Source organism: Klebsiella sp. AqSCr (assembly GCF_008452795.1).
In the GTDB taxonomy this organism is placed as follows: domain Bacteria; phylum Pseudomonadota; class Gammaproteobacteria; order Enterobacterales; family Enterobacteriaceae; genus Klebsiella; species Klebsiella pneumoniae.
In genome coordinates this window covers 2465762-2490469 of record NZ_MJDM01000005.1, presented here as the reverse complement: position 1 = coordinate 2490469, position 24708 = coordinate 2465762, and the positions used below count along the sequence as shown (strand labels likewise).

At 56.9% G+C, this 24708-nt stretch carries 29 protein-coding genes; 8 read left to right on the top strand and 21 right to left on the bottom strand.

Annotation, left to right across the window (positions count from 1 at the left end; all coding sequences use genetic code 11):
• The first annotated feature begins 8 nt into the window (after positions 1–8).
• Together mtr and BHE81_RS16220 are read left to right on the top strand one after the other, a co-directional pair.
• Positions 9–1253: a tryptophan permease gene (mtr, locus tag BHE81_RS16225; protein WP_002918235.1), complete on the top strand. Its 1245-nt coding sequence runs from the start codon at positions 9–11 to the stop codon at positions 1251–1253.
• Between the two features lie 103 nt (positions 1254–1356).
• Positions 1357–2298, top strand: a complete 942-nt coding sequence (locus BHE81_RS16220) for a LysR family transcriptional regulator (RefSeq protein ID WP_020804359.1) — start codon at positions 1357–1359, stop codon at positions 2296–2298.
• On the opposite strand, the gene BHE81_RS16215 is transcribed toward BHE81_RS16220, so the two are convergent.
• The 15 genes from BHE81_RS16215 to ubiU all read right to left on the bottom strand — a co-directional run bounded on the left by BHE81_RS16215 (position 2261) and on the right by ubiU (position 15510).
• Positions 2261–2692 (bottom strand): HutP family protein, encoded by a 432-nt coding sequence (locus tag BHE81_RS16215; RefSeq protein WP_004174155.1) that lies wholly within the window; start codon positions 2690–2692, stop codon positions 2261–2263. The genes BHE81_RS16220 and BHE81_RS16215 overlap by 38 nt on opposite strands.
• A 44-nt stretch (positions 2693–2736) precedes the next feature.
• The gene (madM, locus tag BHE81_RS16210) at positions 2737–3507 is read right to left on the bottom strand and encodes a malonate transporter subunit MadM (RefSeq protein ID WP_020804360.1); all 771 of its coding nucleotides are present in this window, start codon (positions 3505–3507) and stop codon (positions 2737–2739) included.
• A 19-nt stretch (positions 3508–3526) separates the two neighbouring features.
• On the bottom strand, positions 3527–3907 hold the full coding sequence (gene madL, locus BHE81_RS16205) for a malonate transporter subunit MadL (RefSeq protein ID WP_004174157.1): 381 nt from the start codon (positions 3905–3907) through the stop codon (positions 3527–3529).
• A gap of 246 nt (positions 3908–4153) precedes the next feature.
• The gene (locus BHE81_RS16200; RefSeq protein WP_020804368.1) at positions 4154–4372 is read right to left on the bottom strand and encodes an acetyl-CoA carboxylase biotin carboxyl carrier protein subunit; all 219 of its coding nucleotides are present in this window, start codon (positions 4370–4372) and stop codon (positions 4154–4156) included.
• 1 nt (position 4373) lies between these two features.
• A complete protein-coding gene (gene mdcG / locus BHE81_RS16195; RefSeq protein ID WP_023342590.1) occupies positions 4374–5078 on the bottom strand; it encodes a malonate decarboxylase holo-[acyl-carrier-protein] synthase in 705 nt (234 codons plus the stop codon).
• Positions 5075–6178, bottom strand: coding sequence for a hypothetical protein (locus BHE81_RS16190; protein ID WP_019725233.1), 1104 nt, complete (start codon positions 6176–6178; stop codon positions 5075–5077). The genes mdcG and BHE81_RS16190 overlap by 4 nt, the downstream gene beginning before the upstream one ends.
• A 16-nt stretch (positions 6179–6194) precedes the next feature.
• Positions 6195–7076, bottom strand: a complete 882-nt coding sequence (mdcE, locus tag BHE81_RS16185; RefSeq protein WP_004174178.1) for a biotin-independent malonate decarboxylase subunit gamma — start codon at positions 7074–7076, stop codon at positions 6195–6197.
• Entirely contained in the window at positions 7076–8005 is a 930-nt protein-coding gene (locus BHE81_RS16180; protein ID WP_019725231.1) for a biotin-independent malonate decarboxylase subunit beta, read from the bottom strand. The genes mdcE and BHE81_RS16180 overlap by 1 nt, the downstream gene beginning before the upstream one ends.
• Positions 7998–8330, bottom strand: a complete 333-nt coding sequence (mdcC, locus tag BHE81_RS16175; protein ID WP_004174180.1) for a malonate decarboxylase acyl carrier protein — start codon at positions 8328–8330, stop codon at positions 7998–8000. Before mdcC ends, BHE81_RS16180 begins: the two co-directional genes overlap by 8 nt.
• Before the next feature lie 11 nt (positions 8331–8341).
• Positions 8342–10009 carry a malonate decarboxylase subunit alpha gene (mdcA, locus tag BHE81_RS16170; protein WP_110246560.1) on the bottom strand — a complete coding sequence of 556 codons (1668 nt, stop codon included), beginning with the start codon at positions 10007–10009 and terminating at the stop codon, positions 8342–8344.
• 12 nt (positions 10010–10021) lie between these two features.
• A complete protein-coding gene (gene madB / locus BHE81_RS16165; protein ID WP_004174184.1) occupies positions 10022–11230 on the bottom strand; it encodes a Na+-transporting malonate decarboxylase, carboxybiotin decarboxylase subunit in 1209 nt (402 codons plus the stop codon).
• Positions 11231–11397: 167 nt separating this feature from the next.
• On the bottom strand, positions 11398–12276 hold the full coding sequence (citG, locus tag BHE81_RS16160) for a triphosphoribosyl-dephospho-CoA synthase CitG (RefSeq protein WP_004174187.1): 879 nt from the start codon (positions 12274–12276) through the stop codon (positions 11398–11400).
• A gap of 203 nt (positions 12277–12479) precedes the next feature.
• Positions 12480–13487 carry a luciferase-like monooxygenase gene (locus tag BHE81_RS16155; protein WP_002918234.1) on the bottom strand — a complete coding sequence of 336 codons (1008 nt, stop codon included), beginning with the start codon at positions 13485–13487 and terminating at the stop codon, positions 12480–12482.
• Between the two features lie 143 nt (positions 13488–13630).
• A complete protein-coding gene (locus BHE81_RS16150; protein ID WP_002918233.1) occupies positions 13631–14509 on the bottom strand; it encodes a U32 family peptidase in 879 nt (292 codons plus the stop codon).
• A gap of 5 nt (positions 14510–14514) precedes the next feature.
• Complete coding sequence (ubiU, locus tag BHE81_RS16145; protein ID WP_002918232.1) at positions 14515–15510, bottom strand: ubiquinone anaerobic biosynthesis protein UbiU; 996 nt, start codon at positions 15508–15510, stop codon at positions 14515–14517.
• A 221-nt stretch (positions 15511–15731) separates the two neighbouring features.
• Here ubiU and ubiT point away from each other — a divergent pair, with 221 nt between their 5' ends.
• Both ubiT and BHE81_RS16135 read left to right on the top strand, forming a co-directional pair.
• Positions 15732–16256 (top strand): ubiquinone anaerobic biosynthesis accessory factor UbiT, encoded by a 525-nt coding sequence (gene ubiT, locus BHE81_RS16140; RefSeq protein WP_002918231.1) that lies wholly within the window; start codon positions 15732–15734, stop codon positions 16254–16256.
• Positions 16250–16753, top strand: a complete 504-nt coding sequence (locus tag BHE81_RS16135) for a GNAT family N-acetyltransferase (RefSeq protein ID WP_002918229.1) — start codon at positions 16250–16252, stop codon at positions 16751–16753. Before ubiT ends, BHE81_RS16135 begins: the two co-directional genes overlap by 7 nt.
• Here the strand turns inward: BHE81_RS16135 and BHE81_RS16130 are convergent.
• A complete protein-coding gene (locus BHE81_RS16130) occupies positions 16740–17030 on the bottom strand; it encodes a GIY-YIG nuclease family protein (RefSeq protein WP_002918226.1) in 291 nt (96 codons plus the stop codon). The two genes, BHE81_RS16135 and BHE81_RS16130, sit on opposite strands and share 14 nt — an antisense overlap.
• A 49-nt stretch (positions 17031–17079) precedes the next feature.
• Here BHE81_RS16130 and BHE81_RS16125 point away from each other — a divergent pair, with 49 nt between their 5' ends.
• Entirely contained in the window at positions 17080–17523 is a 444-nt protein-coding gene (locus tag BHE81_RS16125) for a YhbP family protein (RefSeq protein ID WP_002918223.1), read from the top strand.
• On the opposite strand, the gene BHE81_RS16120 is transcribed toward BHE81_RS16125, so the two are convergent.
• Positions 17485–18021, bottom strand: a complete 537-nt coding sequence (locus tag BHE81_RS16120; RefSeq protein ID WP_002918221.1) for a type 1 glutamine amidotransferase domain-containing protein — start codon at positions 18019–18021, stop codon at positions 17485–17487. The genes BHE81_RS16125 and BHE81_RS16120 overlap by 39 nt on opposite strands.
• 128 nt (positions 18022–18149) lie before the next feature.
• On the opposite strand from BHE81_RS16120, the gene BHE81_RS16115 reads away from it, so the two are divergent.
• Together BHE81_RS16115 and BHE81_RS16110 are read left to right on the top strand one after the other, a co-directional pair.
• The gene (locus BHE81_RS16115; protein WP_004181410.1) at positions 18150–18797 is read left to right on the top strand and encodes an NAD(P)H-binding protein; all 648 of its coding nucleotides are present in this window, start codon (positions 18150–18152) and stop codon (positions 18795–18797) included.
• A 75-nt stretch (positions 18798–18872) separates the two neighbouring features.
• Positions 18873–19913 carry a permease gene (locus BHE81_RS16110; protein ID WP_004149921.1) on the top strand — a complete coding sequence of 347 codons (1041 nt, stop codon included), beginning with the start codon at positions 18873–18875 and terminating at the stop codon, positions 19911–19913.
• A 121-nt stretch (positions 19914–20034) separates the two neighbouring features.
• Here BHE81_RS16110 and dolP read toward each other — a convergent pair whose 3' ends face one another.
• From dolP to BHE81_RS16090, 4 genes are read right to left on the bottom strand one after another with little or no spacing between them, the layout of a single operon-like run.
• Positions 20035–20610 (bottom strand): division/outer membrane stress-associated lipid-binding lipoprotein, encoded by a 576-nt coding sequence (gene dolP / locus BHE81_RS16105; RefSeq protein WP_002918214.1) that lies wholly within the window; start codon positions 20608–20610, stop codon positions 20035–20037.
• Positions 20611–20619: 9 nt separating this feature from the next.
• A complete protein-coding gene (diaA, locus tag BHE81_RS16100; protein ID WP_002918211.1) occupies positions 20620–21210 on the bottom strand; it encodes a DnaA initiator-associating protein DiaA in 591 nt (196 codons plus the stop codon).
• 25 nt (positions 21211–21235) lie between these two features.
• Entirely contained in the window at positions 21236–21622 is a 387-nt protein-coding gene (locus BHE81_RS16095) for a YraN family protein (protein WP_002918206.1), read from the bottom strand.
• Entirely contained in the window at positions 21580–23688 is a 2109-nt protein-coding gene (locus BHE81_RS16090) for a penicillin-binding protein activator (protein WP_020802042.1), read from the bottom strand. The genes BHE81_RS16095 and BHE81_RS16090 overlap by 43 nt, the downstream gene beginning before the upstream one ends.
• Before the next feature lie 63 nt (positions 23689–23751).
• Between BHE81_RS16090 and rsmI the strand changes: the two genes are divergently transcribed.
• Complete coding sequence (gene rsmI / locus BHE81_RS16085) at positions 23752–24615, top strand: 16S rRNA (cytidine(1402)-2'-O)-methyltransferase (RefSeq protein WP_004144878.1); 864 nt, start codon at positions 23752–23754, stop codon at positions 24613–24615.
• Positions 24616–24708: the final 93 nt, after the last annotated feature.

The window sequence follows — 24708 nt, the reverse complement described above, 5'->3', positions numbered from 1 at the left end:
TTCGGTAAATGGCGACACTAACCACTACGGCAACCCGTCCGTCTCTGTTTGGCGGCGTGGTGATTATCGGCGGCACGATTATCGGCGCGGGCATGTTCTCGCTGCCGGTGGTGATGTCCGGCGCGTGGTTTTTCTGGTCGCTGGCGGCGCTGGTCTTCACCTGGTTCTGCATGCTGCACTCCGGTTTGATGATCCTCGAGGCCAATCTTAACTACCGCATCGGCTCCAGCTTCGACACCATTACCAAAGACCTGCTCGGCAAGGGCTGGAACCTGGTGAACGGTGTATCAATCGCCTTTGTGCTCTATATCCTGACCTACGCCTATATTTCGGCGAGCGGTTCGATCCTCCACCACACCTTCAGTGAACTGTCGCTGAAGGTGCCGGCGCGCGCGGCGGGCTTCGGCTTTGCGCTGCTGGTGGCGTTTATCGTCTGGATGAGCACCAAAGCGGTGAGCCGCATGACGGCTATCGTACTGGGCGCTAAGGTGATCACCTTCTTCCTGACCTTCGGTAGCCTGCTCGGGCACGTCGAGCCGACGACGCTATTTAACGTTGCGGAGAAGAATGCCTCCTATGCGCCATACCTGCTGATGACGCTCCCGTTCTGCCTGGCCTCGTTTGGCTATCACGGCAACGTGCCGAGCCTGATGAAATACTACGGAAAAGATCCGCGCACCATCATCCGCTGCTTAACCTACGGTACGCTGCTGGCGCTGGGTCTGTATGTCGTTTGGCTGCTGGTGACGATGGGTAACATCCCTCGTCCGCAGTTTATCGACATTGCGCAGAAGGGCGGCAACATTGATGTACTGGTGCAGGCGTTGAGCGGCGTGCTGAATAGTCGGAGTCTGGATCTGCTGCTGGTGGTGTTCTCGAACTTTGCTGTCGCCAGTTCGTTCCTCGGCGTGACGCTGGGGCTGTTCGACTACCTGGCGGATCTGTTTGGCTTTGACGATAGCGCGATGGGACGCTTTAAAACCGCGCTGCTGACCTTTATCCCGCCGATGATTGGCGGACTGGTGAAACCCGATGGTTTCCTCTACGCCATCGGCTATGCTGGCCTGGCGGCGACGATCTGGGCGGCGATTGTACCGGCGCTGCTGGCTCACGCCTCACGCAAACGCTTCGGCAGCCCACAGTTCCGCGTTTGGGGCGGAACGCCAATGATTGTGCTGATCCTGCTCTTTGGCCTCGGCAATGCGGTTGTACATATCCTGTCGAGCGTCAATCTGCTGCCGGTTTATCAGTAAGTTTTATTTTATCTGAGCCAGAATTACCGATCTGGCTCAATATATATATGCATACATTCTCTTATTATCAGATAAAGGTTATTTTAAATAAGGGAATGTTTATATGCCTGAGCAGGACATAACTTTGCGCAAACTGGAGATTTTTCTGGGATATATGGATACCATGAATATTTCTAAGACGGCAGAAATCATGCATATTTCTCCGGTTAGCGTACATCGTGCCTTGCATTCTTTGGAGGATAATTTACGCTGCGATCTTTTCACACACAATGGCCGGAATTTACATCCCCTCCCCGGCGCATGGGTAATGCAAAAGCAGGCCCGCGAGGTGATCAATGCAATGGAACGCTGTATTTATCTGACGCGTGAGGCTTCAGGATACCATTCTCCTGCATTACGCTTAGGCCTACTCTATTCACTAGTATTAAAAACGGCACCGCAGATAGTACAGGGATTGAAGAAGCGGCGCCCTGAGCTTTCAATTGAGTTTATCATGAACTCTAATAAGAAATTATTAGAAGCGCTAAATGAAGGCAATATCGATGCGGCATTAATCTCTACGCCCGATGAGTATAATTCAAATTTATTTGAAACCTGGACGATATTTTCGGATTCGATTTATTTAGCGGTTCCTGTACAGGATGCGGATACGCTACAAACCCCCGTTGATCTCTCTCGTTTACAGAGTAAAAAATTTATTGCCTTGAGTGAAGGGTTCGCAACCTGGAGAGGTTTTCAGCAGGCCTTCCGTATCGCTGGCTTTGAGCCGGATATTGCGGTTCGGGTACACGATATTTTTTCGTTAATGAGCATGGTTAATGCTGGAGTGGGGTACACTCTCATACCCGGACGCATGCGCGGGCTTTTTCGGAGTGGGATACGCCTGCTACCTTTGCAGGAAGCCTATCGCATGGAACAAGAAATTTCGCTCGTTTTTCCCCGTAGTCAGGAAAATCATCCTGGACTGCTATCTCTTCTCGCAGAATGCCGTATGTATGCCAGGCAGCTTATGCGGGAGGATAACGATGTAGACAAAGTCCCATGATTTCCTGAGTAATCCGCTGATAAACCTGAGCTTCGCCGTACATGGCGACGGCGAGCCATCGGGAGGTACTAACTAAGGCGATTTTCAGACGGATATGATCGCCGGTGATGGTGTTGGTTAACGCGTGGGTCAGAGCCTGGCGGCTAAGTGAGCATAAGGTGAAAATGGCCGACTCCTGCCTAGTGATGATCTGATTCTTCAACGCACATCCGATGACGCAGCGCTGCAGCTTGTTTCGCAGTTCGTCAGAGGTGCCGCTGATAAACGCAAAGCCGATTCGGTGTTCGGGTTTATCACCCAGTAGCTTTTGCCGGAAAACCTCCTCTTCCTCCTGGGTGCACAGTGAGGCCTGTATCGCGATTTGCCCGGGCTTCATACGTTGAAATGAATACATAAGTCTCCCTGGCGCCTGTTGCATAAAACAACAGGCGCATGCGGTTAAAAGAACGGGGCTAAAGAGATATAGAGCGCAGACGGCGCCAACAGGCAGCCCAGGCCGGTATAGAAGGTGGCTGTCATTGCGCCATAAGGTACAAGTTTCGGGTCAGTCGCCGCCAGCCCTGCCGCCACGCCGCTAGTAGATCCCATCAGCCCGCCATATACAATGGCTGCAGCGGGAGAGTTCAGTCCGGCGGCTTTCGCCACCAGCGGCGTGACAATCATGATGGCGATAGATTTAATCACCCCGGCAGCGATACTGAGCGCGATAACATCGGAACTTGCGCCAAGCGCCGCACCGGTAACCGGGCCGACGATAAAGGTCACCGCGCCGCCGCCGATAGTCGCCATGCTGACCGCATCGGTATAGCCGAAGGCCCAGGCGACAATCGCTCCCAGGTAAAAGGAGAGCACGGTGGAGACGACCAGCGCCAGCGCGCCCGCGAGGCCCGCTTTTTTCAGCTCGTCAAGCTTCACGCCAAAGGCGGTGGCGATAATGGCAAAATCACGGAACATGCCGCCGCCCATCAGCGCAATACCGCTAAAAAGCGTGATGTCGGAAAGCCCTTTTTTGCCGCCGGTGAGTTCGCCGCCGAGCCAGGCCAGCAGCAGGCCTGCGGCAATGGCGATCGCCGAACTGTGAATTTTACCGCGAAAGACGTGGGTCGAGATCCAAGCCGCGACCCAGCAGACAATGCCAACCACCACAAAAGCGGTGATCAGGGCATTGCTGGTGAAGTTACTGGTAAGAATCTTTGTAAGTTGTTCCATTCTTTATGCTCTCCACCGGTTAGTCTGCTGAACGTGTCATCGTGCTTTTGCTGCCGATTTTGCTCAGTGGTTTAATCAGCAGAAAACCAATCACGACTGCGCCAAGGCCTGCAATAAGCGCCACCGGGCCTCCTTTGAGCGCGGCCACAACGTTCTGGTTCGCGGACATGGCGACAACAATAGGGATATACATCGCATTCCAGAATCCAACCCCCTGTTCGGCGGGTTTAGACAACAGCCCCTTTTCCGTCAACTTCTGGGAAATAACGACTAAAAACAGCATGGCAAAGCCGACGCCGCCGATATTGGCGGAAATTCCAAGCAGCAAACCCAAAAGATCGCCGACAATTAACCCGGCGAACATGCACAATCCCATTAACATCAATCCGTAAATAATCATGATGTTTCTCTTTCTATAACCACACTAAAAGCATAAGAGACTACCCGAACCGGGAAATGACAATAAAGTAAGACAAGGGCTTTTAGCACAGTATGTTTTTATGATGCGGACAGTCAACAGTAAATTTATTCGTACACACCCTGCCTGTCATATCAGCGAAATGTTTATCGCTGATATGACTGAGGCATAATGGTTATATCACAAAGGAATGCCGCACTATTTATTTAGTATTAAAAACGTGACGTTCTACTCAGCGGCAATTTCGAATAAGACCATGCCTGGGTTTACGCGATCGCCTGCGTTCACCTCCAATGACTTTAATACGCCAGCCTCCGGTGAGGCGACAGGCATTTTCATTTTCATGGCTTCAAGAATAACAATCGGCTGGCCTTTTTCAATTTTGTCGCCTACGGCGGCTTTAACTTCATCGACCACACCCGGTACTTTTGATTTAACTTCAGACATATTAATTTCCTTTAATATATATCATTGAAAGATGTTTTATTAACCCGTCGACGTCTTGTCGCGTCATTAATTCGACATCGGTCTCACCTTTAGCCAGCAGGGTCAGACTCCTGCTAAACCACTCTTTGATATTGATAGAAAAACCGTTTGGTAAATTAATTTCTCCATCAATACGTACTGAATATTGCTGGGCAATATCTGTCAGAACAGAGTAACAATCGCTTAACGCCATTTCGTGCCAGGGCGTTATGCGAATATCTAAATCGGAGCGACTGTCCGTCCATAGCCAGGGCGTCGTCATCTCCAGCGCCACCGACCCCCACACGCCAAGCCCGGTTTCCGGCCCACGCCACGCCTGACGCAGGGCGCTAAAGGCGCGTATCGCGCTGGTACGGTTGACGGCAGGCAGGATGGCCGTTTGTTCCGGTGTTGACACGCGCGTGACGGCCTGTAATGAAGCAACCGTCGCCAGCCGTAGACGCTGCCCTTGCCAGCGCTGCGGAAAGCAAAAGCCCAGGGAAATACTCGCTTCATCACGGATGCCCCTGCGCACGATGCCGGGGAGATATCCGGAAAGCAGATAGTTCCGCAACTCTTCCCGCAATGAGGCGGGTAGGGCACTAAACGCGCCGTTCAACTGCCTCGCAATCAGCCGCAGTTCAGCGCTCTCCAGCCAGCACAAAGTATGGCGTTGCAGGGCGCTCATCGCTGTTTGCTCCATGCCGGATCGTTTTTCGCTTGTTGCTGTAAATCCCGCTGTGCTGCAAGCAGGGCGTCAAACTGCGAGGTGGCCTGCGGACCGATAATATCGACCGGCGCGGCTTTTGCCGCTTCCTCCCCTGGAACAGTAACGGGGTAGAGGCGGATATGGGTGGCGCTGGCTTGGGTTTGTAGCTGCGTACTGACCCGGCAAACTCGCCCCTTGATACGTAAAATCGTCCGTGCCGTCCGCTCCACAATTTCCCGGTGATGGGCGGTAGTCGCCATCACCACCATGTCATATTCCGGCGTGGTGCGCCGACGCTTCCAGGTCTGGATTTTGCCCTGCAAATTACACAGGTGGCCGTTCGTTGCCACGGGAAAGCTGTCGCCGGTTGGCAGGCCGCCGACGATAACTTCCCGCCAGTCACCGCCCTGCGGCGCGGCGACCAGCGAGATATCTTCCCGCAGCGGAAGGCCGTCCAGGATCAGCCAACCGAACTCCTGGCAACCGTAGACATCATGCAGCCCATATCCCAGTGAAGCGCACAGCGGAACCAGCGCTTCATCAAGGGGGGTGCCTGCGGTAATCAGCATCAGCGTTTTTGGTAAATACGCCTGCAGGTTCATCTTTAGCGCCTGTTCCAGCGTGGCGCGTAAAAATGAGGACTCTCCCACCACCACATCCGGCTGCTGGCGACACAGGGCAATGAGCAGCGCGTCCCGGCATGAGCGGGATAAAAACGACCAGTGCAGACCACTCTCATCCAGCGCCTGACGCGTGAACACATTCACCAGCGGCGCGTAGGTCACCACCATATGCTGCCCAGCGGTTACGCCGCATTCCGCCAGCACACGCTTACCCGCCGCGGAACGCAACAGCAGTTCGTTCTGCGTTACGCCGACGATGTTCTGAAATGCGCTACTGCCGGTGGTAAAGGTAACCAGCGCAAGATTTAACGGCGTGTGAATCTCCTCGATAACGTGAGCCGCCGTGGGGCCAGCGATACCTTTATCGCTAAGCGTACGGCGCGGCATTTCCGCTAACGTGGGGATACCCTGCTGGGCGTCAACCAGCCATTCGAGCATTGCAATGGGATCGTTCATCGCGCGCACTCCTGAATCAGGCCGGCAAGTAACGCGCCGCGACCGCCCGATACTCCTCGCGCATCTGCGCCAGAATCACATTGCGCATTTTTCTGCCGCCGCGATCTTCGCCTGCGCTCCCACGTCCCTGCGGGCCTGTCGACGTCACGCCAGCCGCTTGTTTCTGTTGGCGCACCTCTGCGATATGGCGAACGATCGCCTCTTTCATCTCCGGGATCGCCTTGATCAGTTCTTCCACCCCGCCCAGTTGCCAGAAGAACTCCGGTCCGGCCGCGAAGACCGGATTAGTGCGGGAAAGCTCGCTCAGACGCTCCACGTCCTGGCGGGTAATGCGCGCGATGCTGCTCAGCGGCATTACGTGGATCATGGTGCCAAATTCCGATGTCAGGCTCAGGATATGGTCGGCTTGCAAACCGTGGCAGAGGAACGCGCCGCTAATGGCGCGGCCGATGACCATCGCGATAATCGGATGCCCGGCATGGCGCGCCTCAGCCAGCGCCAGTTGATAGGCACCGGTCGCTTTATTCATACCAATTATCTCTTCCAGTTTGCCCGGTCCGTTGCCGGGAGTGTCAACAATCAGCACCAGCGGACGTTTCTCGCCGACGGGCTTGTCTTTATCCATCGCCAGCGTGCGATACACCGCCAGCGCCATTTTATATCCCTCTTCCAGCCCGATAACTCCGGCGTACACCACCGGAAAACGCGGGTTAAAGGTCATGGCGTCGTTAGCAATAACGGTGCAGATTTCACCGTTAATGCGGGCGCTGCCGACGACGGCTCCCGGTCCATAATCTTCATAAGGCAGCTTGAGATCCGCCAACGCGTTCTCTTCGAAGCTATTTTCGTCAACAAGCAGATCGATAGCGGCGCGGCCCTGGCCGAGTAAATTTTCCATTATGCTTCCTCCACCGGCAGGCGTTTAACGTTGCTCAGGAACGTCTCGAGATCCATATCCACCAGCGACTGGGGCGCGGTATTGCCTGCCATAGCCCAGACATCCCGTGCATCTGATGGCTCTGACTCGCTGATTTTTTTCGTGAGCGCCATCTGGGCGCGTACTTTCGCTTCGCTGCCGATGCGGCGCATGGCTTCAATCTGCGGCCAGGGCAGGTCGGCAATCAGCGCGGCCTGCTGGTGGAAAGCCGTTAGCGAGTCGGCAATCAGGTAGTTACAGTCTCCGACGATGTACTTATGCTTACCGCCGGTGGTGCGGAACACCAGCGCGCGGTCCGAGGCGTCAAACTCGCTGCGGCCCATCTCCTGTTCAATGACCTCCGGCCCGGTCAGCCCCAGGCGGCCCGATTCACTCATCACGATGATGTCGGTGGCGGCGGCGACAAAACCCATCCCGCCAAAGCAGCCGATCTTGCTGCCGATCATCGCCACGACCGGGACGCGACCGCGCAGGGTTTGCAGCATGTCCATACACTCGGCGTGGGCCAGTAGCCCGGCGTTAGCCTCATGCAGGCGCACGCCGCCGGTTTCAAAGGAGATGAGAACGATCGGGCGGCGGGCCGGGTCGGTGGTCTGCGCCGCCAGTTCGTCCGCCAGCATCAGCGCGCCGACCATTTTTGCGCCGCCCACCTCGCCCACCGCACCGCCGATAAAGCGTCCTTCCTGGGAGATGACAATGGCCGGGTGCTGGCCGAGCAGGCCGATGCCGGTAACGATGCCGTCGTCAAACTCCACCGCTTCATTCAGCACGGGCAGGTGCGGGCTGGTTCGTTTGTCCGCCGGGCCGATCAGTTCAGTAAAGGTGCCTTTATCCACCAGCGAGCTGGCGCGAACGCGGGCGCTGGCTTCCAGAAAACGCAGATCATTCATGATGGGTTTCTCCCGGCATAGCCTGCTGTAACGCTTGCTGAATTCTTAACGCGACGACCGCAGGCGTGGCGTTGTTGTCATTGATGCTGACCTGCATGTTGCCCAGGGGGCCGCTGTCCAGAAATCGTTTCAGTACGATTTCCCAGATATGATCGAAACCGGTCACCGGCGTGCAGATGCTGACTTCAATCCCGCCCGCCAGCGCTTTCGGCTCCAGCAGGATCTCCAGATCGCCGGAGCCAACAACGCCGCAGTGCACGGTTTGCTGCAGAGATGCTCTTTCGTGGGTGCCGCTGAAATGATGTGATATTTGATGTAGAGCCATGTCCTTTTCCCCTACCAGTTACGGAATCGAGTGGGCGGGTTATAGAGTCCGCCAGACCAGTCAACCAGATCGCGAATGCTTTTCGCCGCCAGCATCTGACGGTTGGCACGGCGACGGTCAATGCCTAAATCTTCCGGCGTTTTGACAATGCCTGCCTCCCGCAGCTGTGCGGTCTGTTCCGGATCGGCGGCAAGGCCAATTCCGGTGTAGCCCGCCACGGCGCGAATGGCCGCCATGCGCTGTTCCAGCCCTTCGCAGCGGTGCAGATAGGCGATGCCCTCTTCGGTCAGTACGTGGGTGACGTCATCGGCGTAGACCATCACCGGCGGCAGGGCGAGGTTGGCTTTTTCCGCCAGTTCCCAGGCGTCCAGCTTGTCGACGAAAGCGGGCTGGCGCTTCTCGCGGAAGGTTTCCTGCATCTGCACCACCAGACGTTTGCCGCGCGGCATATCGCCAATTAGCTGCTTTTGGGTGGCGTTAAACTCTTCGCCGCATTTCAGCCAGGATTGCGTTGCATGACGGCGGCCTTTGGCGTCGCAGCCCATATTCGGCGCGCCGCCAAAGCCCGAAACGCGGCTGGCGGTGGCGGTGCTACTGTTTCCGTACTTATCGATCTGCAAAGTGCCGCCGATAAACATGTCCAGCGCGTAGTGACCCGCAGCCTGGGCGAAGGCGCGGTTGGAGCGTAGCGTGCCGTCCTGGCCGATATAAAAGATATCCGGGCGTTCGGCGACATATTTTTCCATGCCCAGTTCGCCGCCGAAGCAGTGCACCGACTGGATCCAGCCGCTTTCGATCGCCGGGATCAGCGTCGGATGCGGGTTGAGTACCATATGGGTACAGACTTTGCCTTTCAGCCCAAGCTCCTCGCCGTAGGTGGGTAGCAGTAGCTCAATGGCGGCGGTGAAGAAGCCAATACCGTGGTTAATGCGCTCAACGCCGTATTCGGCATAAATACCTTTCAGCGCCATCATTGCCATCAGCACATGGGTGTCAGTAATAAGTCCCGGATCGCGGGTAAACAGCGGCTCGACATAGAACGGACGCGGCGCTTCAATCACCGCATTTACCCAGTCGCCGGGGATATCCACGCGCGGCACTTTATCGACAATCTTGTTGACCTGCGCGATCACAATTCCCTGGCGGAAGTGGGTGGCTTCGGTAATAACAGGAGTATCTTCGGTGTTAAAGCCGGTGTAGAGATTGCCGTCTTTATCCGCTTCAAAGGCGGTGATTAGCGACACGCGCGGCGTGAGGTCGACAAAGTAGCGGCTGAACAGCTCCAGATAGGTATGGATGGCCCCGAGCTTGATCTTACCGTCTTGGATCAGCTTCGCCAGACGTCCATCCTGCGGCCCGGCATAGGCGAAATCGAGCTTTTCAGCGATGCCCTTTTCAAACAAATCCAGATGGCTGGACAACGGTACGGATGACTGCACCATATGCAGGCCGGAGATCTTTTGCGGATCAAGCTGGCACAGGCATTCGGAGAGAAAATCCGCCTGTTTCTGGTTATTACCCTCGATATTGACGCGATCGAAGCTTCGAATAATGGCTTCCAGCGCGGCGACAGTATCTTTGGCGTCGATAATTTTGCCGTCACGAAAATACGGGGCCAGCTGATTCAGGCGCTGCGCCGTATCGTCCTTGAGTTGATGCCAGTTGTGCTCTTTTAGCATGGGTTGACTCCATTAATTCAGCAGGAATAGCGTGGAGATAAAGATCCCGGTGGCGATAGCCGAGACGATCAGACCGCTCACGCCCGCACCCATCGCTAGCGGCAGGATGATGGCGTAGGGGTTCTCATGGTTAACCTCTTTCTGCGCGATTTTTGCCGTCGTCGGCAGGCAGGAGACGCCCGCAATACCGATAGCCGGGTTATAACGCCCCTTCGAGATAAACCAGATAAACCAGCCGCCCAGCAGAGCGCCGACGGCGGAAATGGCCAGCGCGCCGATACCAAGGATCAGGATGATGGCAACTTTCGGGTCGAGAATAGTTTGCGCTTCACACAGCGTGCCCAGCAGCAGGCCGAGAAACAGCGTTGCGGTATAGGTCAGCGTGGATTCCAGTAATTTCTGAAACGGTTCGATCTCCGCCTCTTTAATAGCGATGCCGAGGAAGAACGAGAGGATCAGTGGCGCGGCGACCGGCAGCAGCAGGCACAACAGCAGGCAGGCGCAGACGGTAAAGATGAATTTCGCTTTCTTCGATACGGTGGGGTAGTCAATTTCAACTTCCATGCCACGGTATTTTTTCGGCACCAGCAGACGCACCAGGTACGGATAACCGGCATATGTCAGGCTCAGGTAGAGATAAGCGATAATGGCGATGGGGACGAACAGGTTCGGTGCCAGGATAAGGGAGGCAAAGAGCACCATCGGCCCATCTGCGCCGCCGATAGTGGCAATCGACGCGGCTTCGTTGGCGGGCAGGCCGAATACTTCAATACCCAGCAGCAGCGCGGCGAAGGTTCCCGCCTCGGCGAACAGAGCGACAACAATGCTGGCCCAGGGGCGGAGCAAAATAAAGCTGATGTCGCTCATTGCGCCAATGCCGAAGAAAACGATACAGGCGATGAGGCCATTGCTAAAGGTGAAATTATAGACCGGCTGCAGGAAGTTTACCTGCATTAGGTTTACCAGCTCGTTAGGTTCGCTGACCATCGGGTCGAGAATTAAGGTCCCGGTTTGTCCGCCTGCCAGAAACAGTACCCCGGCGTTAACTGCAATCATACCAAGGCCCATCGGCACCATAATTAACGGTTCAAGCTTCCGGCGGAATCCCATCCAGGCCAATATAAAGCCGAGAACAATTAACAGAAAACGTGCAATGGCTATTTTCGGGTCTTCAATAAAAAAAGTGCCAATGCCCGAAAAGAGCTTAACAAAGATATCCATAACTATATTCCTGATGGCAAAAGTAAAGTTCGCAAATTAATCGTCGGTGATATTTAACTTATTCATCATCTTGTTGACGCCAACGATGATGCCGACAACCGCAAATGAAATTACAATCGTTAAGCCATACGTTAATAAAGTATAAAAATAGATGTTCATATTCTTCCTTATGTCATATCTCCTTGCGGCTGGCGGCAAAGAAAATACATCGCCAGACACAGCGCTAATAAATCGGCCGAACCGCCAGGGCTGACCCACTTATCCATGCACCATGAATTAAAATCAGCCAGTTGCTGCTCGATCGCAGGGTTAAACATTCCGCCCTGCGTCACAAGACGCCGGGCATACTGCTTCATTTCCGCCAGCGCCTGCTGGCCGCCGCGAAACAGCACGGTAGTGTCATCGCAATGGGCCATTAAGGTGAGCAACGTATGAATAAGCGCTTCCCGCCAGGCCAGCCCGTTGTCCAGCGCCTGATGCAGCGCGGGTAAGCCAATCTGGCAAACTAGTGGGAAACCTTGCTCTGCCTCTCCGCGCACGCCGGTAATGCCGAATCCGACATACAATTTCTCACCGTGGGTTTGCGCCGGGCGTTCGGCCAGGGCGGCAAAATCCCTACGGCAGAGATCGCGGCAGAGTTCAGCGACGCACTGGCTTAAGGCGTTATATGAGAGGGTTTCTCCGCGCCCGGAAAGCCATCCTGCCGCTGTCGCCAGAACCGTGCCGGAAAAAAGAATGCCGCGCTGGGTATTAACCTGCTGTGTTGCCCGCAGCAGCGTATTTTCATAATGAATGCCAATGGCACGTATTTTTGTAAAGAGTTCCCACGGCGATCCTTGATGATTTTCCCCTGCATGGGCGCAGGCGCTAAAACAGGGGGCAATAGCCGATGAACTGGTAATAAATAACCAGATATCCATATCTTTATGCGCCCCTTGTGAATGAGGTGTAACAAGGCCAGGTTTAGGCCAGGCGGAGACCTCCATTAACAGCGCTTTTAATAAGCACTCGCCGATCCACATAGCACGGGCAGTTGGTTGGCTCATGAGTATTCTCTTTTACCAGACTCAGGATTGAAAAATAAAACAGAGGAAAACTAACACCGTTGAAAGAGGGGGGCAATTACGCCAGAGGTAATGTAATTACGCTCAACGTAATAAGGCGGGGATTATGTGAAAATATGAATGAAGACGATCACAAAATGGTTTAGCGGAGGAAAAGAAATGCGGCAAAAATGCCGCATAGCTCACTACCCCAACAGCTCCTCTTTCACCTGCATCGCTAAATCGAAAGAATGCAGACGCGCCTGGTGGTCGAAGATCTGGCCATTGACCATGATTTCGTCCGCCTCGGTTTCACGCAGAATCGACTCTAGCCCATGGCGGACTTTAGTTTTATCGCCGACCAGCGACATGCTCAGTGCCTGCTGCACACCATACTGCTCGGATGCTGACCACAGCTGATGCATATTTTCCACCGGCGGCGGCAACTGCCCGGTCTCGCCGCGACGCAGCTTCACAAACGCCTGCTGCATGGAGGTGAAGAGAAACTCCGCATCGCGGTTGCTGTCGGCGGCGATGATATTGATACACACCATCGCGTACGGTTTTTCCAGCCGCGCCGAAGGTTTGAAATTGCTGCGATACAGATGCAGGGCCTGGAACAACATATCCGGCGCGAAGTGCGAGGCGAAGGCAAACGGCAGGCCGAGCTGCGCCGCCAGTTGCGCGCTATAGAGGCTTGAGCCCAGCAGCCATACTGGAATGCGCTCCCCGTAGCCGGGAACCGGGCGCACGTGCGGGTTCGGATCGCGGGCGTCAAACCAGTCCACCAGTTCCGCTACATCGCGCGGGAAATTATCGACATCGCCGCTCATATGGCGACGCAGGGCGCGCATGGTCGGCTGATCGCTGCCCGGCGCGCGGCCAAGGCCGAGGTCGATCCGGCCGGGGTAAAGGGTGTTCAGGGTGCCGAACTGCTCAGCTATCACCAGTGGAGAGTGGTTAGGCAGCATCACGCCGCCGGACCCGAGATGCAGGGTGGTGGTGTTGGCGGCGAGATAGCCAATCAGCACCGAGGTCGCTGCGCTGGCAATGCCGACCATATTATGGTGCTCCGCCAGCCAGTAGCGATGATAGCCGCGCGATTCGGCCAGCCGGGCGAGATCCAGAGAGTGGGTAAAGGCTTCTTTGGCAGAAGATCCTTGCGGGATCGGCGCCAGATCGAGCACCGAGAATGGAACAGATTTGTCAGTCATAAAGGCTCACTTTGCTACAGCATCGTCATCAGATTGAAGGTCTTCTTCCAGCCTGGCGCATCCTGGACGCGCCAGCCAGAAAAGCTGCATCTTTAATAATGCATTAAAATCTGAGCACTGTTGTTAACAAAGTGAGCGGTTTATCAGGCCTGAAGCACCAGTCCTGGCAATCGTTTCCAGTAGCCGTTGCAATCGCTATTGCTGGTGAGATCCAGCGGCGCAGCGCCGTTTTCGTTGGCGCGGAAGGCCTCGAGCATGGCGAAGGTCTCGTTGCCCATCGGCGACAGGCGCACCATATCCACCAGGCCGTGCATGGAGGTCAGCTCATTGCCCAGGTTATAGACGTAGCCGCTCATGGTCTGAATACCATTGAGCACGAACACCTGCTGGTTCTCCTGCGACAGCATGCTGCGCCCGGTTGGGTACTTGATGCAGCAGGTTTCGCACTCGTCCTTTGGCCGGTCTTCCGAGCGGGCGGTAAAGCAGCGCGCGGAATAAGCCAGCGGCAGATGGCCGTAGCTCAGCACTTCGACTTCAAACTGGTTGCGGATACCCAGCTCTTCGCACTGGGTCAGTAAATTAGCCAGCCAGTCGCGGGAGAGTTCCACCGGCATGCACCAGCGCACCATGCCCTGTTTCCGCAGCAGGCGCAGGGTGACGGCGTTGTAGCAGTTCAGCGCATGCCCGGCGACGAACGGTAGCTTGCGTTCGGCGCAGAGATTTACCACGCCCAAATCACTAGCCTCAATCAGAAATTCGCCGTTATCGACATAGCGCTTCAGCTCGCCCAGTTCAGAAGAGGCCTGCACCAGCGCGAGGGTGGAGAGCACCACCTGCTTGCCGCTAGCGGCCAGCGTTTTCGCCATTTCGATCCAGTCGCCAACTTTGGTGGCGCGGCGTTTGCTGCATACCGCTTCGCCGAGATAAATGGTGTCGGCGCTGCAGTTTGCCGCCTGCTGGTAAAAATCTTCCAGCGTCTCTTTTGGCCAGTAGTACAGCACCGGCCCTAATGAATATTTCATGTTTCTCACTGCCATTTACGGTGATAAGCGCCAAGGGTAGTTTGTGTCCCCTCGGACATGGCGCCCAGGGTCTCCATCCAGGCGGACTGCGGTACGAAATTCTGCGGATCGGCTTTGCAGCGATCGATCGCCTGGCGCCAGACTTTCGCCACCTGGGTCACGTAAGCCGGGCTGCGCTGACGGCCTTCGATTTTCACCGAGGCGATATTGGCGGCCATCAATTCCGGCAACAGTTCCAGGGTGTTGAGGCTGGTGGGCTCCTCCAGCGCGTGATAGCGCTCGCCATCAACCAGGTAGCGGCCTTTGCACAGCGTCGGATAACCGGCATTCTCGCCATCCTGATAACGGTCAATCAGCACTTCATTGAGACGCGATTCCAGCCCCTGCGGCGTTTGCTGCCAGCGTACGAAGCGGGCAGGCGAACAGGCGCCGACGGTGTTGGGCGATTCGCCGGTCAGGTAGGAAGAGAGATAGCAGCGGCCTTCCGCCATGATGCACAGGCTGCCGAAGGCGAAGACTTCCAGCGGCACCGGCGTGGCGCGGGCCAACTGTTTCACCTGATGAATAGACAACACGCGCGGCAGTACGACGCGCGCGACGTCGAAGTTGCGATGATAGAAGCGAATGGCCTCTTCATTGGTGGCGGAAGCCTGCACCGAAACGTGACGCTCAATGTGTGGGTAACGCTCCGCAGCGTACTCCAGCATGGCGATATCGGCCAGAATGAGCGCATCGGCGCCCAGTTGAGCGGCCATATCCACTGCTCGCTGCCAGCGGGCGTAGCCGTCGGGATGAGCGAAGGTATTGATGGCGATATGCAGCTTACGACGGTGCTGATGCACAAAGCTGACGGCTTCCTGCAGTTTCTTTTCGGTGAAATTAAGGCCGGCAAAGTGGCGGGCGTTGGTGTCATCTTTCAGCCCGATATAGACGGCATCGGCGCCGTTTTCGATGGCCGCCTTAAGCGCCGGAAGGTTACCGGCTGGGCAGAGCAGCTCCATAATTTTTCCTGAAAAATGCGGCCCGTCAGGGACGCTGAATGGTTAACGAGCAGGGATTTTAGTTAACCTTCTGGTGACAATTTTTGATTTGAGGCAGTTAAAAGTGTATTGGCGGCGCCAATAACTGGCGGCCGTCATCGCGTTTTTGTTGATTTACGCCGCTATGTTGTTTATGTGATATGGCACAATAGCGGAACTATTGCATTCATGGAGTAAAGCTTGTGTTGGATAAACTGCGTTCCCGGCTGGTCCACTTTGGCCCGTCTTTAATGAGCGTGCCGGTTAAGCTGGCGCCTTTTGCCCTCAAGCGCCAGGTGCTGGAGCAAGTGCTGAGCTGGCAGTTTCGCCAGGCGCTGGCGGAGGGGGAGCTGGAGTTTCTTGAGGGGCGTTGGTTAAGTATTCATGTGCGTGACATCGGTCTGCTGTGGTATACCTCGGTAGTCGATGGTCGACTGGTGGTCAGCCAGCAGGCCGACGCCGACGTCAGCTTCAGCGCCGACGCCAGCGATCTGTTAATGATCGCCGCGCGCAAGCAGGATCCGGATACGCTATTCTTCCAGCGTCGTCTGGTCATTGAAGGCGATACGGAGCTGGGGCTGTATGTAAAAAATTTGATGGACGCCATTGAGCTCGAGCAGATGCCAAAAGCGCTGCGCGTGATGTTGCTGCAACTGGCGGATTTTGTCGAAGCTGGACTGAAGAGCCCGCAGAAACCTGAACAGACATCGGTAGGTGAGGCATGCTGATTCGAGTGGAGATTGGGATTGATGCACCGGGAATCGACGCGCTGCTGCGTCGTACCTTCGGCCGCGATGCCGAAGCGCAGCTGGTGCACGATCTGCGTGAAGATGGACTGATCACGCTGGGGGTAGTGGCGACGGATGATGAAGGCCAGGTGATCGGCTACGTTGCCTTCAGCCCGGTGGCGGTGGAAGGTGAAGAGCTGCAGTGGGTCGGCCTGGCGCCGCTGGCGGTAGATGAACGCTACCGCGGACAGGGCATTGGTCGGCAGCTGGTTTATGAAGGGCTGGACTCGCTGAATGAGTTTGGCTACGCCGCGGTGGTGACGCTGGGCGACCCGGATTTATACCGTCGCTTCGGCTTTGAACCGGCCGCGCGCTTCGATCTCCGCTGCCGCTGGCCGGACAGCGCCGAGGCGTTCCAGGTTCACCGTCTGGCGGATGACGCCCTCGACGGCGTCCATGGCCAGGTAGAATACAGCGAGCACTTTAATCGTCTTTAAGCCTTGCCAGCAGGGTTTCGAAGGCATCCTCTCCGGCAACGAGGCGCTCTTTTTCGCGCTTCGTTAGCTGCTTGACGCGATATTCCAGTCGCAATGCAAGTGAGTGTTCACCAACTTCGTGGCTAAAGGCCAGCTGCAGGTCGCCTTTGCCGCGCAACGCCTTTGCGCCTTTTCCCGCCTGATGCTGGCGAAAGCGGCGTGGCACGTCGGTGGTGATGCCGGTATAAAGGCGATTATCCGCGGTTCGAATGAGATACAGAAACCAGCACACGGTCAAAAAGTCACTATGGTAAGGTGTGTGCACCATAGCATAATGGAGAAGAAAGATGGATACGCTTGCCGCCATTGGTCGCTGGCTGAGTAAACAGCACGTCGTCACCTGGTGCGTCTCCCGTGAAGACGAGCTGTGGTGCGCGAATGCCTTTTACGTCTATGACCCGGATACCGTGGCCTTTTATCTGCTCAGCGAGGAGCACACCCGCCATGGCCAGATGACCGGACAGAGGGCGAAGGTGGCCGGCACGGTTAACGGCCAGCCAAAAACGGTGGCCCTGATCCGCGGCGTGCAGTTCAAAGGCGAGATCCGTCGTCTGAGCGGTGACGAAGAGGCGCGAATGCGCCAGCGCTACGTCAAGCGCTTCCCGGTGGCCCGCATGCTGTCGGCGCCGGTATGGGAGATTCGTCCGGACGAAATCAAATTTACCGACAACACGCTGGGTTTCGGGAAAAAATTACACTGGCGGCGTGATGCCGGCGCCGAGCAGGCGTAGCGCTTCGCGATTGAAGGCCGGTAGATCGTCCGGCGTTCTGCTGGTGACCAGCTGTTCGTTATCGACCACCACCTCCTGGTCGTAAAACTCGCCCCCGGCGTTTTTCACATCCACCACAATCGGTTTCACCGCCGTGAGCTTACGTCCGCGGATCACATCGGCGCTGATCAGCAGCTGCGGGCCGTGGCAGATGGCAAACACCGGCTTACCGCCGTTGACAAAATCGCGGGTAAAGGTGACGAAGCGTTCATCACCACGCAGCTGGTCGGGAGAGTAGCCCCCGGGCAGCAATAAGGCATCAAATTCACCCGGTGTGACGTCATCGATGGCTCTGTCGATGGCGACCTCGGCTTCTCCCTGCTTACCCTTCACCGTTTTGCCAGCCTGCTTTTCGATCGTGATGACCTGATGCCCGGCGAGCTTAAAGGCTTCGGCGGGAGAGGTAAATTCAGAATCTTCAAAGTCGTCGGTAATGAGGACGGCTATCTTTTTACTCATGCTTCCTCCACTGTCTGGATGGTCAATGAGGTAATTCCATGATGATGGTGGATACTTACCTTGTAAGGTATTAAGCCTGGAACATGAGCCCGAAAGTGCAAGGCGGAGAATTCTGTAAAGGAGAACCAATGAGTCAGGTATTATTAACCGGCGCGACCGGGTTAGTTGGCGGTCACTTACTCCGGCTGCTGCAGAATGAGCCCCGTATAAGCACCATCGCCGCGCCGACGCGTCGCCCGCTGGCGCCAGCGGAAGGTGTCTTTAATCCTCACGATCCCCAGCTGACCGATGCCCTGGCGCAGGTGGTTGACCCGGTGGATATCGTCTTCTGTTGCCTGGGAACGACGCGCCGGGAGGCCGGGAGCAAAGAGGCCTTCGTCCATGCTGACTACACGCTGGTGGTTGATACCGCGCTGACCGGCAAACGACTGGGTGCGCAACATATGCTGGTGGTTAGCGCGATGGGCGCCAACGCCCACTCGCCGTTTTTCTACAATCGGGTGAAGGGGGAAATGGAGGCGGCGCTGATTGAGCAAGACTGGCCGCGGCTGACCATCGCCAGGCCGTCGATGCTGTCAGGCGAGCGGGAAAAAAAGCGGGCCAATGAGACCTTCCTCGCACCATTGTTCCGGCTCTTGCCGGGGAACTGGAAATCCATTGCGGCCCGCGATGTGGCGATCGCCCTGCTGGCGGAGGCGCTGTCGCCCACCCACGAAGGGGTGCGAATTCTGTCATCATCGGAACTACGGGAGCGCGCCGCGCGGCAGGCTGAATAGCGGTTTGCAAACGCAGGCTTCCGGCGTAGTATTCACGGCTTCAATTCATATCCACATTTCTTGCTGGGGAATGCTATGGCTGGTCAGTCTTCATCTCAGGCGGCGTCACCATTTCAATGGTGGAAACCCGCGCTTTTCTTTCTCGTCGTGATTGTTGGTCTGTGGTACGTCAAATGGCAGCCGTACTACGGGAAAGCCTTCACCGCTGCGGAAACCCACAGTATCGGTAAATCTATTCTCGCCCAGGCCGACGCTAACCCGCTGATGGCGGCGTGGGACTATGCGATGGTTTACTTTCTTGCCGTCTGGAAAGCGGCGGTGCTCGGCGTGCTGCTCGGGTCGTTGATTCAAGTACTCATTCCGCGCGACTGGCTGCTACGCACCCTGGGACAATCGCGGTTTCAGGGCACGCTGCTGGGAGCGATTTTCTCGCTGCCCGGCATGATGTGCACCTGCTGCGCCGCGCCGGTCACGGCCGGGATGCGCAAACAGCAGGTGTCGATGGGCGGGGCGCTGGCGTTCTGGATGGGGAACCCGCTGCTCAATCCGGCGACGCTGGTGTTTATGGGTTTTGTTCTGGGCTGGCAGTTTGCGCTGGTTCGCCTGGTGGCGGGTCTGGCGACAGTATTAACTGTGGCGACGCTGGTGCAGAAATGGGTGAAAGAGGCGGCGACGCAGCCGGTAGCGGTGCCTGCTGCACCGTCGGAAGCGACTCAGGGCGGCTTCTTTAGCCGCTGGCTTCAGGCGCTGTGGACGCTGTTCTGGAACACGATCCCGGTTTATATCCTCGCGGTGCTGGTGCTGGGAGCGGCGCGCGTCTGGCTGTTCCCGCACGCCGATGGCGTGGTGGATAATACGTTGTTCTGGGTTATCGCGATGGCGATCGCCGGCTGCCTGTTTGTGATCCCTACCGCGGCGGAAATTCCGATTGTGCAGACAATGATGCTGGCGGGTATGGGGACGGCGCCCGCGCTGGCGCTGCTCATCACACTGCCGGCAGTGAGCGTGCCGTCGCTGATTATGCTGCGTAAAGCCTTCCCGGCCAAAGCGCTGTGGCTGACGGGCGGACTGGTGGCGCTGTGCGGGGCGATTGTCGGTGCGCTGGCGCTGGTGTAGTTTGCCGTAAACGTACGCATAGCCGGATTGGATGCCGGGTGGCGGCTACGCCTTACCCGGCACACAACGTACAGGGGGCGGTAGCCCGGCTAAGCGCAGCGCCAGCCGGGAAACTGCAGCTTTATTTAATGTAGGTAAAGGCGGTGGTCACCCGGGATACGCCGCTTACCCGGCTGGCAATATCCGCCGCCGCCCGGCCTTCGCGGTCGGTCACCAGCCCCATCAGGAAGACTTCGCTGTTTTCCGTGGTTACTTTCACGTTCGAGGATTTGACCTGATCGGTGCTCAGGAGCTGCGAACGCACCTTGGTGGTAATCCAGGTATCAGACGAGGCGGTGCCTAAACCAATCGGCTGGCCCTGGCGCACTTCATTAAACACTTCCGTGGTCCCTTCCACGCCCATGGCGATTTGCTTGGCGCGCGCGGAGAGGTCCGGCGTCGGCGACTGGCCGGTCAGCAGGACTTTGCCCTGATAAGCGGTGACGTTGATACGGGCCTGTTTCTTAATCTGTTCATCTTTCGACAAGGCGCTATTGACGCGCAGTTCCAGGGTGCTGTCATCGACCTGGGTTCCCACCGTACGCGGGTCCGTTGCGGCTTTGGTGCCGACTGCTGCCGTTCCGACTACCGCGGCGGCAACGCAGCCCTGCAGCAGTAGTGCAGAAAGCAGGATGGCGAGGGGCGAGAGAGCCTTCATGTGTTCTCCTTAATCGTCCTGGTGTGGAAAAAGAGTGTTATCTATCAAATCGCACAGACAGTTGACGGTCAGCATGTGCATCTCCTGGATACGCGCGCTGCGATGGGAGGGGATGCGGATTTCGACATCCTGTTGACCTAACAGGCCCGCCAGCTCACCGCCGTCATAGCCGGTTAACGCGACGATGGTCATGTCGCGGGTCACGGCGGCTTCCACCGCCTTGACGATGTCCCGACTGTTTCCGCGCGTAGAGATCGCCAGCAGCACATCGCCGGCGTGTCCCAGGGCGCGCACCTGCTTGGCGTAGATCTCGTCATGCAAGCGATCGTTAGCGATGGCGGTTAAGACCACATTATCGGTATTTAGTGCAATGGCAGGTAAACCAGGGCGTTCCGTTTCAAAGCGATTAATCATGCTGGCAGCAAAATGCTGTGCGTTGGCGGCGGAGGTGCCATTACCACAACAGAGGATTTTGTTGCCGTTTAGCAGGGACTGGACGAGCGTCATCGCCGCCCGGGAGATGGCGTCCGGGAGTGCTTCCGCTGCGGCAATTTGGGTTTGAATGCTTTCGGTAAAGCAGGCTTTGATTCTGTCGAGCACGGGATCCCTTACTTCTGGTATTACGCTATTCGCCAAAGGCGTTTTTTAGCCATTGGATGTCGTTTCCGGTGAAGGCTACCACATCGAAACGGCAATCCACAGTCTCAAAGCTCCCATTCTGTCGGCAGAGCCACAAACGGGCGGCTTTAAGCAGTCGTTGTTGTTTTTGCGGAGTGACGCTGGCTGCCGCATCACCGTACCGGGCGCTACGGCGGTAGCGCACTTCGATAAAAACGGTGACCGTGCCGTCGCGCATGATAAGGTCAATTTCGCCGCCACGCTCGCGGGCATTGGCGGCGATAAAACGCAGGCCCTGGCCTTCCAGCCAGCGGCGAGCCTGGTTTTCCCAGGCATCGCCGGTCTGTTTGCTTAGCTGGCCGGAACGATTTTTCCCTGCTGGTACTTGAGCCATGACAGTTTCCTGTTAATCACGCAATCCTGGTTGGCCGTCAGATCGCCGGTATTGCCGTTCAGCTCGAAGCCAGGCGTCTGGCGCATTTGCGTGAAGTGATTTGCCAGTGACCAGGCGTCAGCGCCCATGGCATACAGGCGCGCCAGCGAGTAGTCATTACGCACCGCGGACAGCGCCTGCTGCATTAGCGACGGATTGCTGCCGGCCAGCATTGGGATCTCACTATACTGCAAGCCTTCCATCTCCAGACGGAAATCCGGCCCCGCGGTGCCCTGGGCGCTGCGCGAGCTGGCGTACAGGGTGACATTGCTCTGGCTGCCGTTGCGCATGGCGATCATCGGTTTGATATAGGCAATCTGTTCCGGGGTGGCGAGGATATAGGCCGCATCGACGCTGCCGCCGCTGCTTACCGGCATCTCATCCGCACTGCCGAGGATGCTGTTCTGCGCTGATGGCAGGGTGGAGACCGGGGTGCCGCTCAGCGCAATGCCCCCGCCGCCGTTCACGCCGGCGCGCAGTTCGGCCGTGGATCCAAAACGTTGCTGCAGGACGCTGGCGCCGCCCAGCTTCAGCCACTCGTCGGCAAAAGCGCTAACCACACGATCGCCCAGCGCGCCGCGCGGAACCAGCAGCAGTGGGGTCTGTTTCCCCTGTTGGTGGATATGTCGGGCGGCGTCACGCGCTTCGTCTTCCGGAGAAAGCGCGAAATAGCAGAGGTTAGCGCGGCTTTCGACTTTTTCCGGCTGGTTGAGGGCCAGCACATTGAGCGGCGTGTTGCTCTTGATAACCTCTTCAACGTTTTCTTTCAGCAACGGCCCAACCACCAGGGTGGCGCCATCCTGCTGCGCCTGGGCGAGCAGCTGGCTTATCGGCTGGCTGGTGGTGTCGTAAATTTTCAGTTCCGCAGAAGGGTTGGCGGCGGTTGCGACCACGGGCTGCGGCTGTGCGGCCGGCGCGGTAACCGGCTGGGTGGCCGGGGAAGCGGTAGTCTGCGGCGTGGTGGATGTTGCCGGCGCCTGGGCTGCCGGTTCCGCAGCAGGCGCTGCCTGGTCCTGCGTCGGGGCCTGAACCGGATCAGCGCGGCTTCCGGTGGCGGTAAGATCGCTGATTTCTGCCTGCGACGGACTCACCACATCATCATTACCGGAGACATTCGCCGCCTGGGCGACCTGGGCGGGAACCGCGCTGCCCGTCACCGACGGCGCGCCGTTTTTAGCGGCTTCAAAGCCCTGCTGGATAGTGCGGCCGAAGATCGACGCCTGACCGTTCAGCGGCAGAAAAAGCGCAATCTTGTTGATGGACGCAGGCTTATAGTTTTGCATATTCACAAGCGCCGTCGGCAGCATTTTAGCGCCCGGGTTTTGCGGATAGCGCGTCTGCCAGTCTTTAACGCCCGCTTTCAGTAGCGTCGGATCGTTGCGGTTGTCAAACCACATCCGCTGCAGATCCAGCCAGCCCTGGAGGATATTTTCATCGGCGTTGATCACCAGCGCATTGGCCTGGTCCTGGGGCATCGAGGTGAGCGCTTGCCAGGTCGCATCAATATTTTTCTGGCGCTGTTTGGCGTCACTCAGCAGCGGCTGCTGGGCGATTAAGGCGCGCAGCAGGGTCAGCGATGGTTTGCCCTGGCTGGCATCGATTTGCGCCTGCCAGTAGCGCGCCTGCTGAGGCTGCTCAAGGTTTGTCGGATCGATCTTAGCCAGCAGATTACGGGCGGCCTGATAATCGTTCTGCGCCAGCTTCACTTCCACCGCCAGCAGCGACTGTTCACGGGCCTGAGTGCTGTTCAGGTTCGCCGGCAGCTGGTTAAACAGGTCGATAGCCTGCTGCTTCTTCCCTTCCTGCAGTAGTGCACGAATGGCGAGTAATTGCCAGTTGGTCTTGCTATCATTCGTGCTTTGCTGCATCTGCTGTAAGTAGAAACTGGAGTTGGCCTGCGACGTACCCTGCATAAACGCCGCGCTTTGATCCTGCGTGTGGGTGCCGCAGCCAGCAAAAATAAGAGTCGCCAGCAATACGGGCAGGCAGCGCGCGGGCTTAGAACGAAGAAATGTTGACGGTACCATAAGTGTCCAGTGATATTTTTTTGGCTCAATGCTCAATATTAAATCGGCAATACGGACGAGACAATGAAACAACACGAATCAGCGGATAATTCTCAGGGGCAGCTCTATATTGTGCCCACTCCGATAGGAAATCTGTCTGATATCACGCAGCGTGCACTGGAAGTGCTGCAAGCCGTTGATTTAATTGCAGCGGAAGATACCCGTCATACCGGTTTGCTGCTGCAACATTTTGCGATAAACGCCCGTTTGTTTGCGCTTCACGACCATAATGAGCAGCAAAAGGCGGAAACCCTGCTTGCCAAACTGAAAGAAGGGCAAAACATCGCGCTGGTTTCCGATGCCGGCACGCCGCTGATTAACGATCCTGGTTACCATCTGGTGCGCACCTGCCGCGAAGCGAATATTCGCGTGGTGCCGCTGCCGGGCCCCTGTGCGGCTATCGCCGCCCTGAGCGCCGCCGGCCTGCCTTCCGACCGTTTCTGTTATGAAGGCTTCCTGCCGGCGAAATCGAAAGGCCGCCGCGATACCCTGAAAGCGCTGGAAGAAGAGCCGCGCACCCTTATTTTCTATGAGTCGACCCACCGTCTGGTGGAGAGTCTGGAGGATATCTGCGCGGTACTGGGAGAATCCCGCTATGTGGTGCTGGCTCGTGAGCTGACCAAAACCTGGGAGTCGATCCATGGCGCGCCGATTGGTGAGCTGGTGGCGTGGGTGAAGGAAGATGAAAACCGTCGCAAAGGCGAGATGGTGCTGATCGTCGAAGGTTTCAAGGCTCAGGAAGAGGCGCTGCCGGCGGCCGCGCTGCGTACTCTGGCGCTGCTGCAGGCGGAGCTGCCGCTGAAGAAAGCCGCCGCGCTGGCCGCGGAAATCCACGGCGTGAAGAAAAACGCGTTGTATAAGTACGCCCTGGAGCAGCAGGGGGAGTGATCCTGTAAACCCAATTGAAGCCTGGCAAGCAGCCCTTCAGATAGTGAAGAGCTGCTTGAGCGTCCTCCCACATGTCGGAAGAAATGTCGGAAA

Coding starts and splice junctions, on each gene's coding strand:
- BHE81_RS16215 (WP_004174155.1), bottom strand. CDS start 2,692: ATGTATTCATTTCAACGTATGAAGCCCGGGCAAATCGCGATACAGGCC.
- BHE81_RS16110 (WP_004149921.1), top strand. CDS start 18,873: ATGGCTGGTCAGTCTTCATCTCAGGCGGCGTCACCATTTCAATGGTGG.
- dolP (WP_002918214.1), bottom strand. CDS start 20,610: ATGAAGGCTCTCTCGCCCCTCGCCATCCTGCTTTCTGCACTACTGCTG.
- BHE81_RS16200 (WP_020804368.1), bottom strand. CDS start 4,372: ATGTCTGAAGTTAAATCAAAAGTACCGGGTGTGGTCGATGAAGTTAAA.
- BHE81_RS16115 (WP_004181410.1), top strand. CDS start 18,150: ATGAGTCAGGTATTATTAACCGGCGCGACCGGGTTAGTTGGCGGTCAC.
- BHE81_RS16095 (WP_002918206.1), bottom strand. CDS start 21,622: ATGGCTCAAGTACCAGCAGGGAAAAATCGTTCCGGCCAGCTAAGCAAA.
- BHE81_RS16090 (WP_020802042.1), bottom strand. CDS start 23,688: ATGGTACCGTCAACATTTCTTCGTTCTAAGCCCGCGCGCTGCCTGCCC.
- ubiU (WP_002918232.1), bottom strand. CDS start 15,510: ATGGAGCTGCTCTGCCCAGCCGGTAACCTTCCGGCGCTTAAGGCGGCC.
- BHE81_RS16125 (WP_002918223.1), top strand. CDS start 17,080: ATGGATACGCTTGCCGCCATTGGTCGCTGGCTGAGTAAACAGCACGTC.
- BHE81_RS16120 (WP_002918221.1), bottom strand. CDS start 18,021: ATGAGTAAAAAGATAGCCGTCCTCATTACCGACGACTTTGAAGATTCT.
- BHE81_RS16155 (WP_002918234.1), bottom strand. CDS start 13,487: ATGACTGACAAATCTGTTCCATTCTCGGTGCTCGATCTGGCGCCGATC.
- mtr (WP_002918235.1), top strand. CDS start 9: ATGGCGACACTAACCACTACGGCAACCCGTCCGTCTCTGTTTGGCGGC.
- madL (WP_004174157.1), bottom strand. CDS start 3,907: ATGATTATTTACGGATTGATGTTAATGGGATTGTGCATGTTCGCCGGG.
- rsmI (WP_004144878.1), top strand. CDS start 23,752: ATGAAACAACACGAATCAGCGGATAATTCTCAGGGGCAGCTCTATATT.
- mdcC (WP_004174180.1), bottom strand. CDS start 8,330: ATGGCTCTACATCAAATATCACATCATTTCAGCGGCACCCACGAAAGA.
- BHE81_RS16135 (WP_002918229.1), top strand. CDS start 16,250: ATGCTGATTCGAGTGGAGATTGGGATTGATGCACCGGGAATCGACGCG.
- mdcG (WP_023342590.1), bottom strand. CDS start 5,078: ATGAGCGCCCTGCAACGCCATACTTTGTGCTGGCTGGAGAGCGCTGAA.
- citG (WP_004174187.1), bottom strand. CDS start 12,276: ATGAGCCAACCAACTGCCCGTGCTATGTGGATCGGCGAGTGCTTATTA.
- madB (WP_004174184.1), bottom strand. CDS start 11,230: ATGGATATCTTTGTTAAGCTCTTTTCGGGCATTGGCACTTTTTTTATT.
- BHE81_RS16180 (WP_019725231.1), bottom strand. CDS start 8,005: ATGAATGATCTGCGTTTTCTGGAAGCCAGCGCCCGCGTTCGCGCCAGC.
- BHE81_RS16190 (WP_019725233.1), bottom strand. CDS start 6,178: ATGAACGATCCCATTGCAATGCTCGAATGGCTGGTTGACGCCCAGCAG.
- BHE81_RS16150 (WP_002918233.1), bottom strand. CDS start 14,509: ATGAAATATTCATTAGGGCCGGTGCTGTACTACTGGCCAAAAGAGACG.
- mdcE (WP_004174178.1), bottom strand. CDS start 7,076: ATGGAAAATTTACTCGGCCAGGGCCGCGCCGCTATCGATCTGCTTGTT.
- mdcA (WP_110246560.1), bottom strand. CDS start 10,009: ATGCTAAAAGAGCACAACTGGCATCAACTCAAGGACGATACGGCGCAG.
- BHE81_RS16220 (WP_020804359.1), top strand. CDS start 1,357: ATGCCTGAGCAGGACATAACTTTGCGCAAACTGGAGATTTTTCTGGGA.
- madM (WP_020804360.1), bottom strand. CDS start 3,507: ATGGAACAACTTACAAAGATTCTTACCAGTAACTTCACCAGCAATGCC.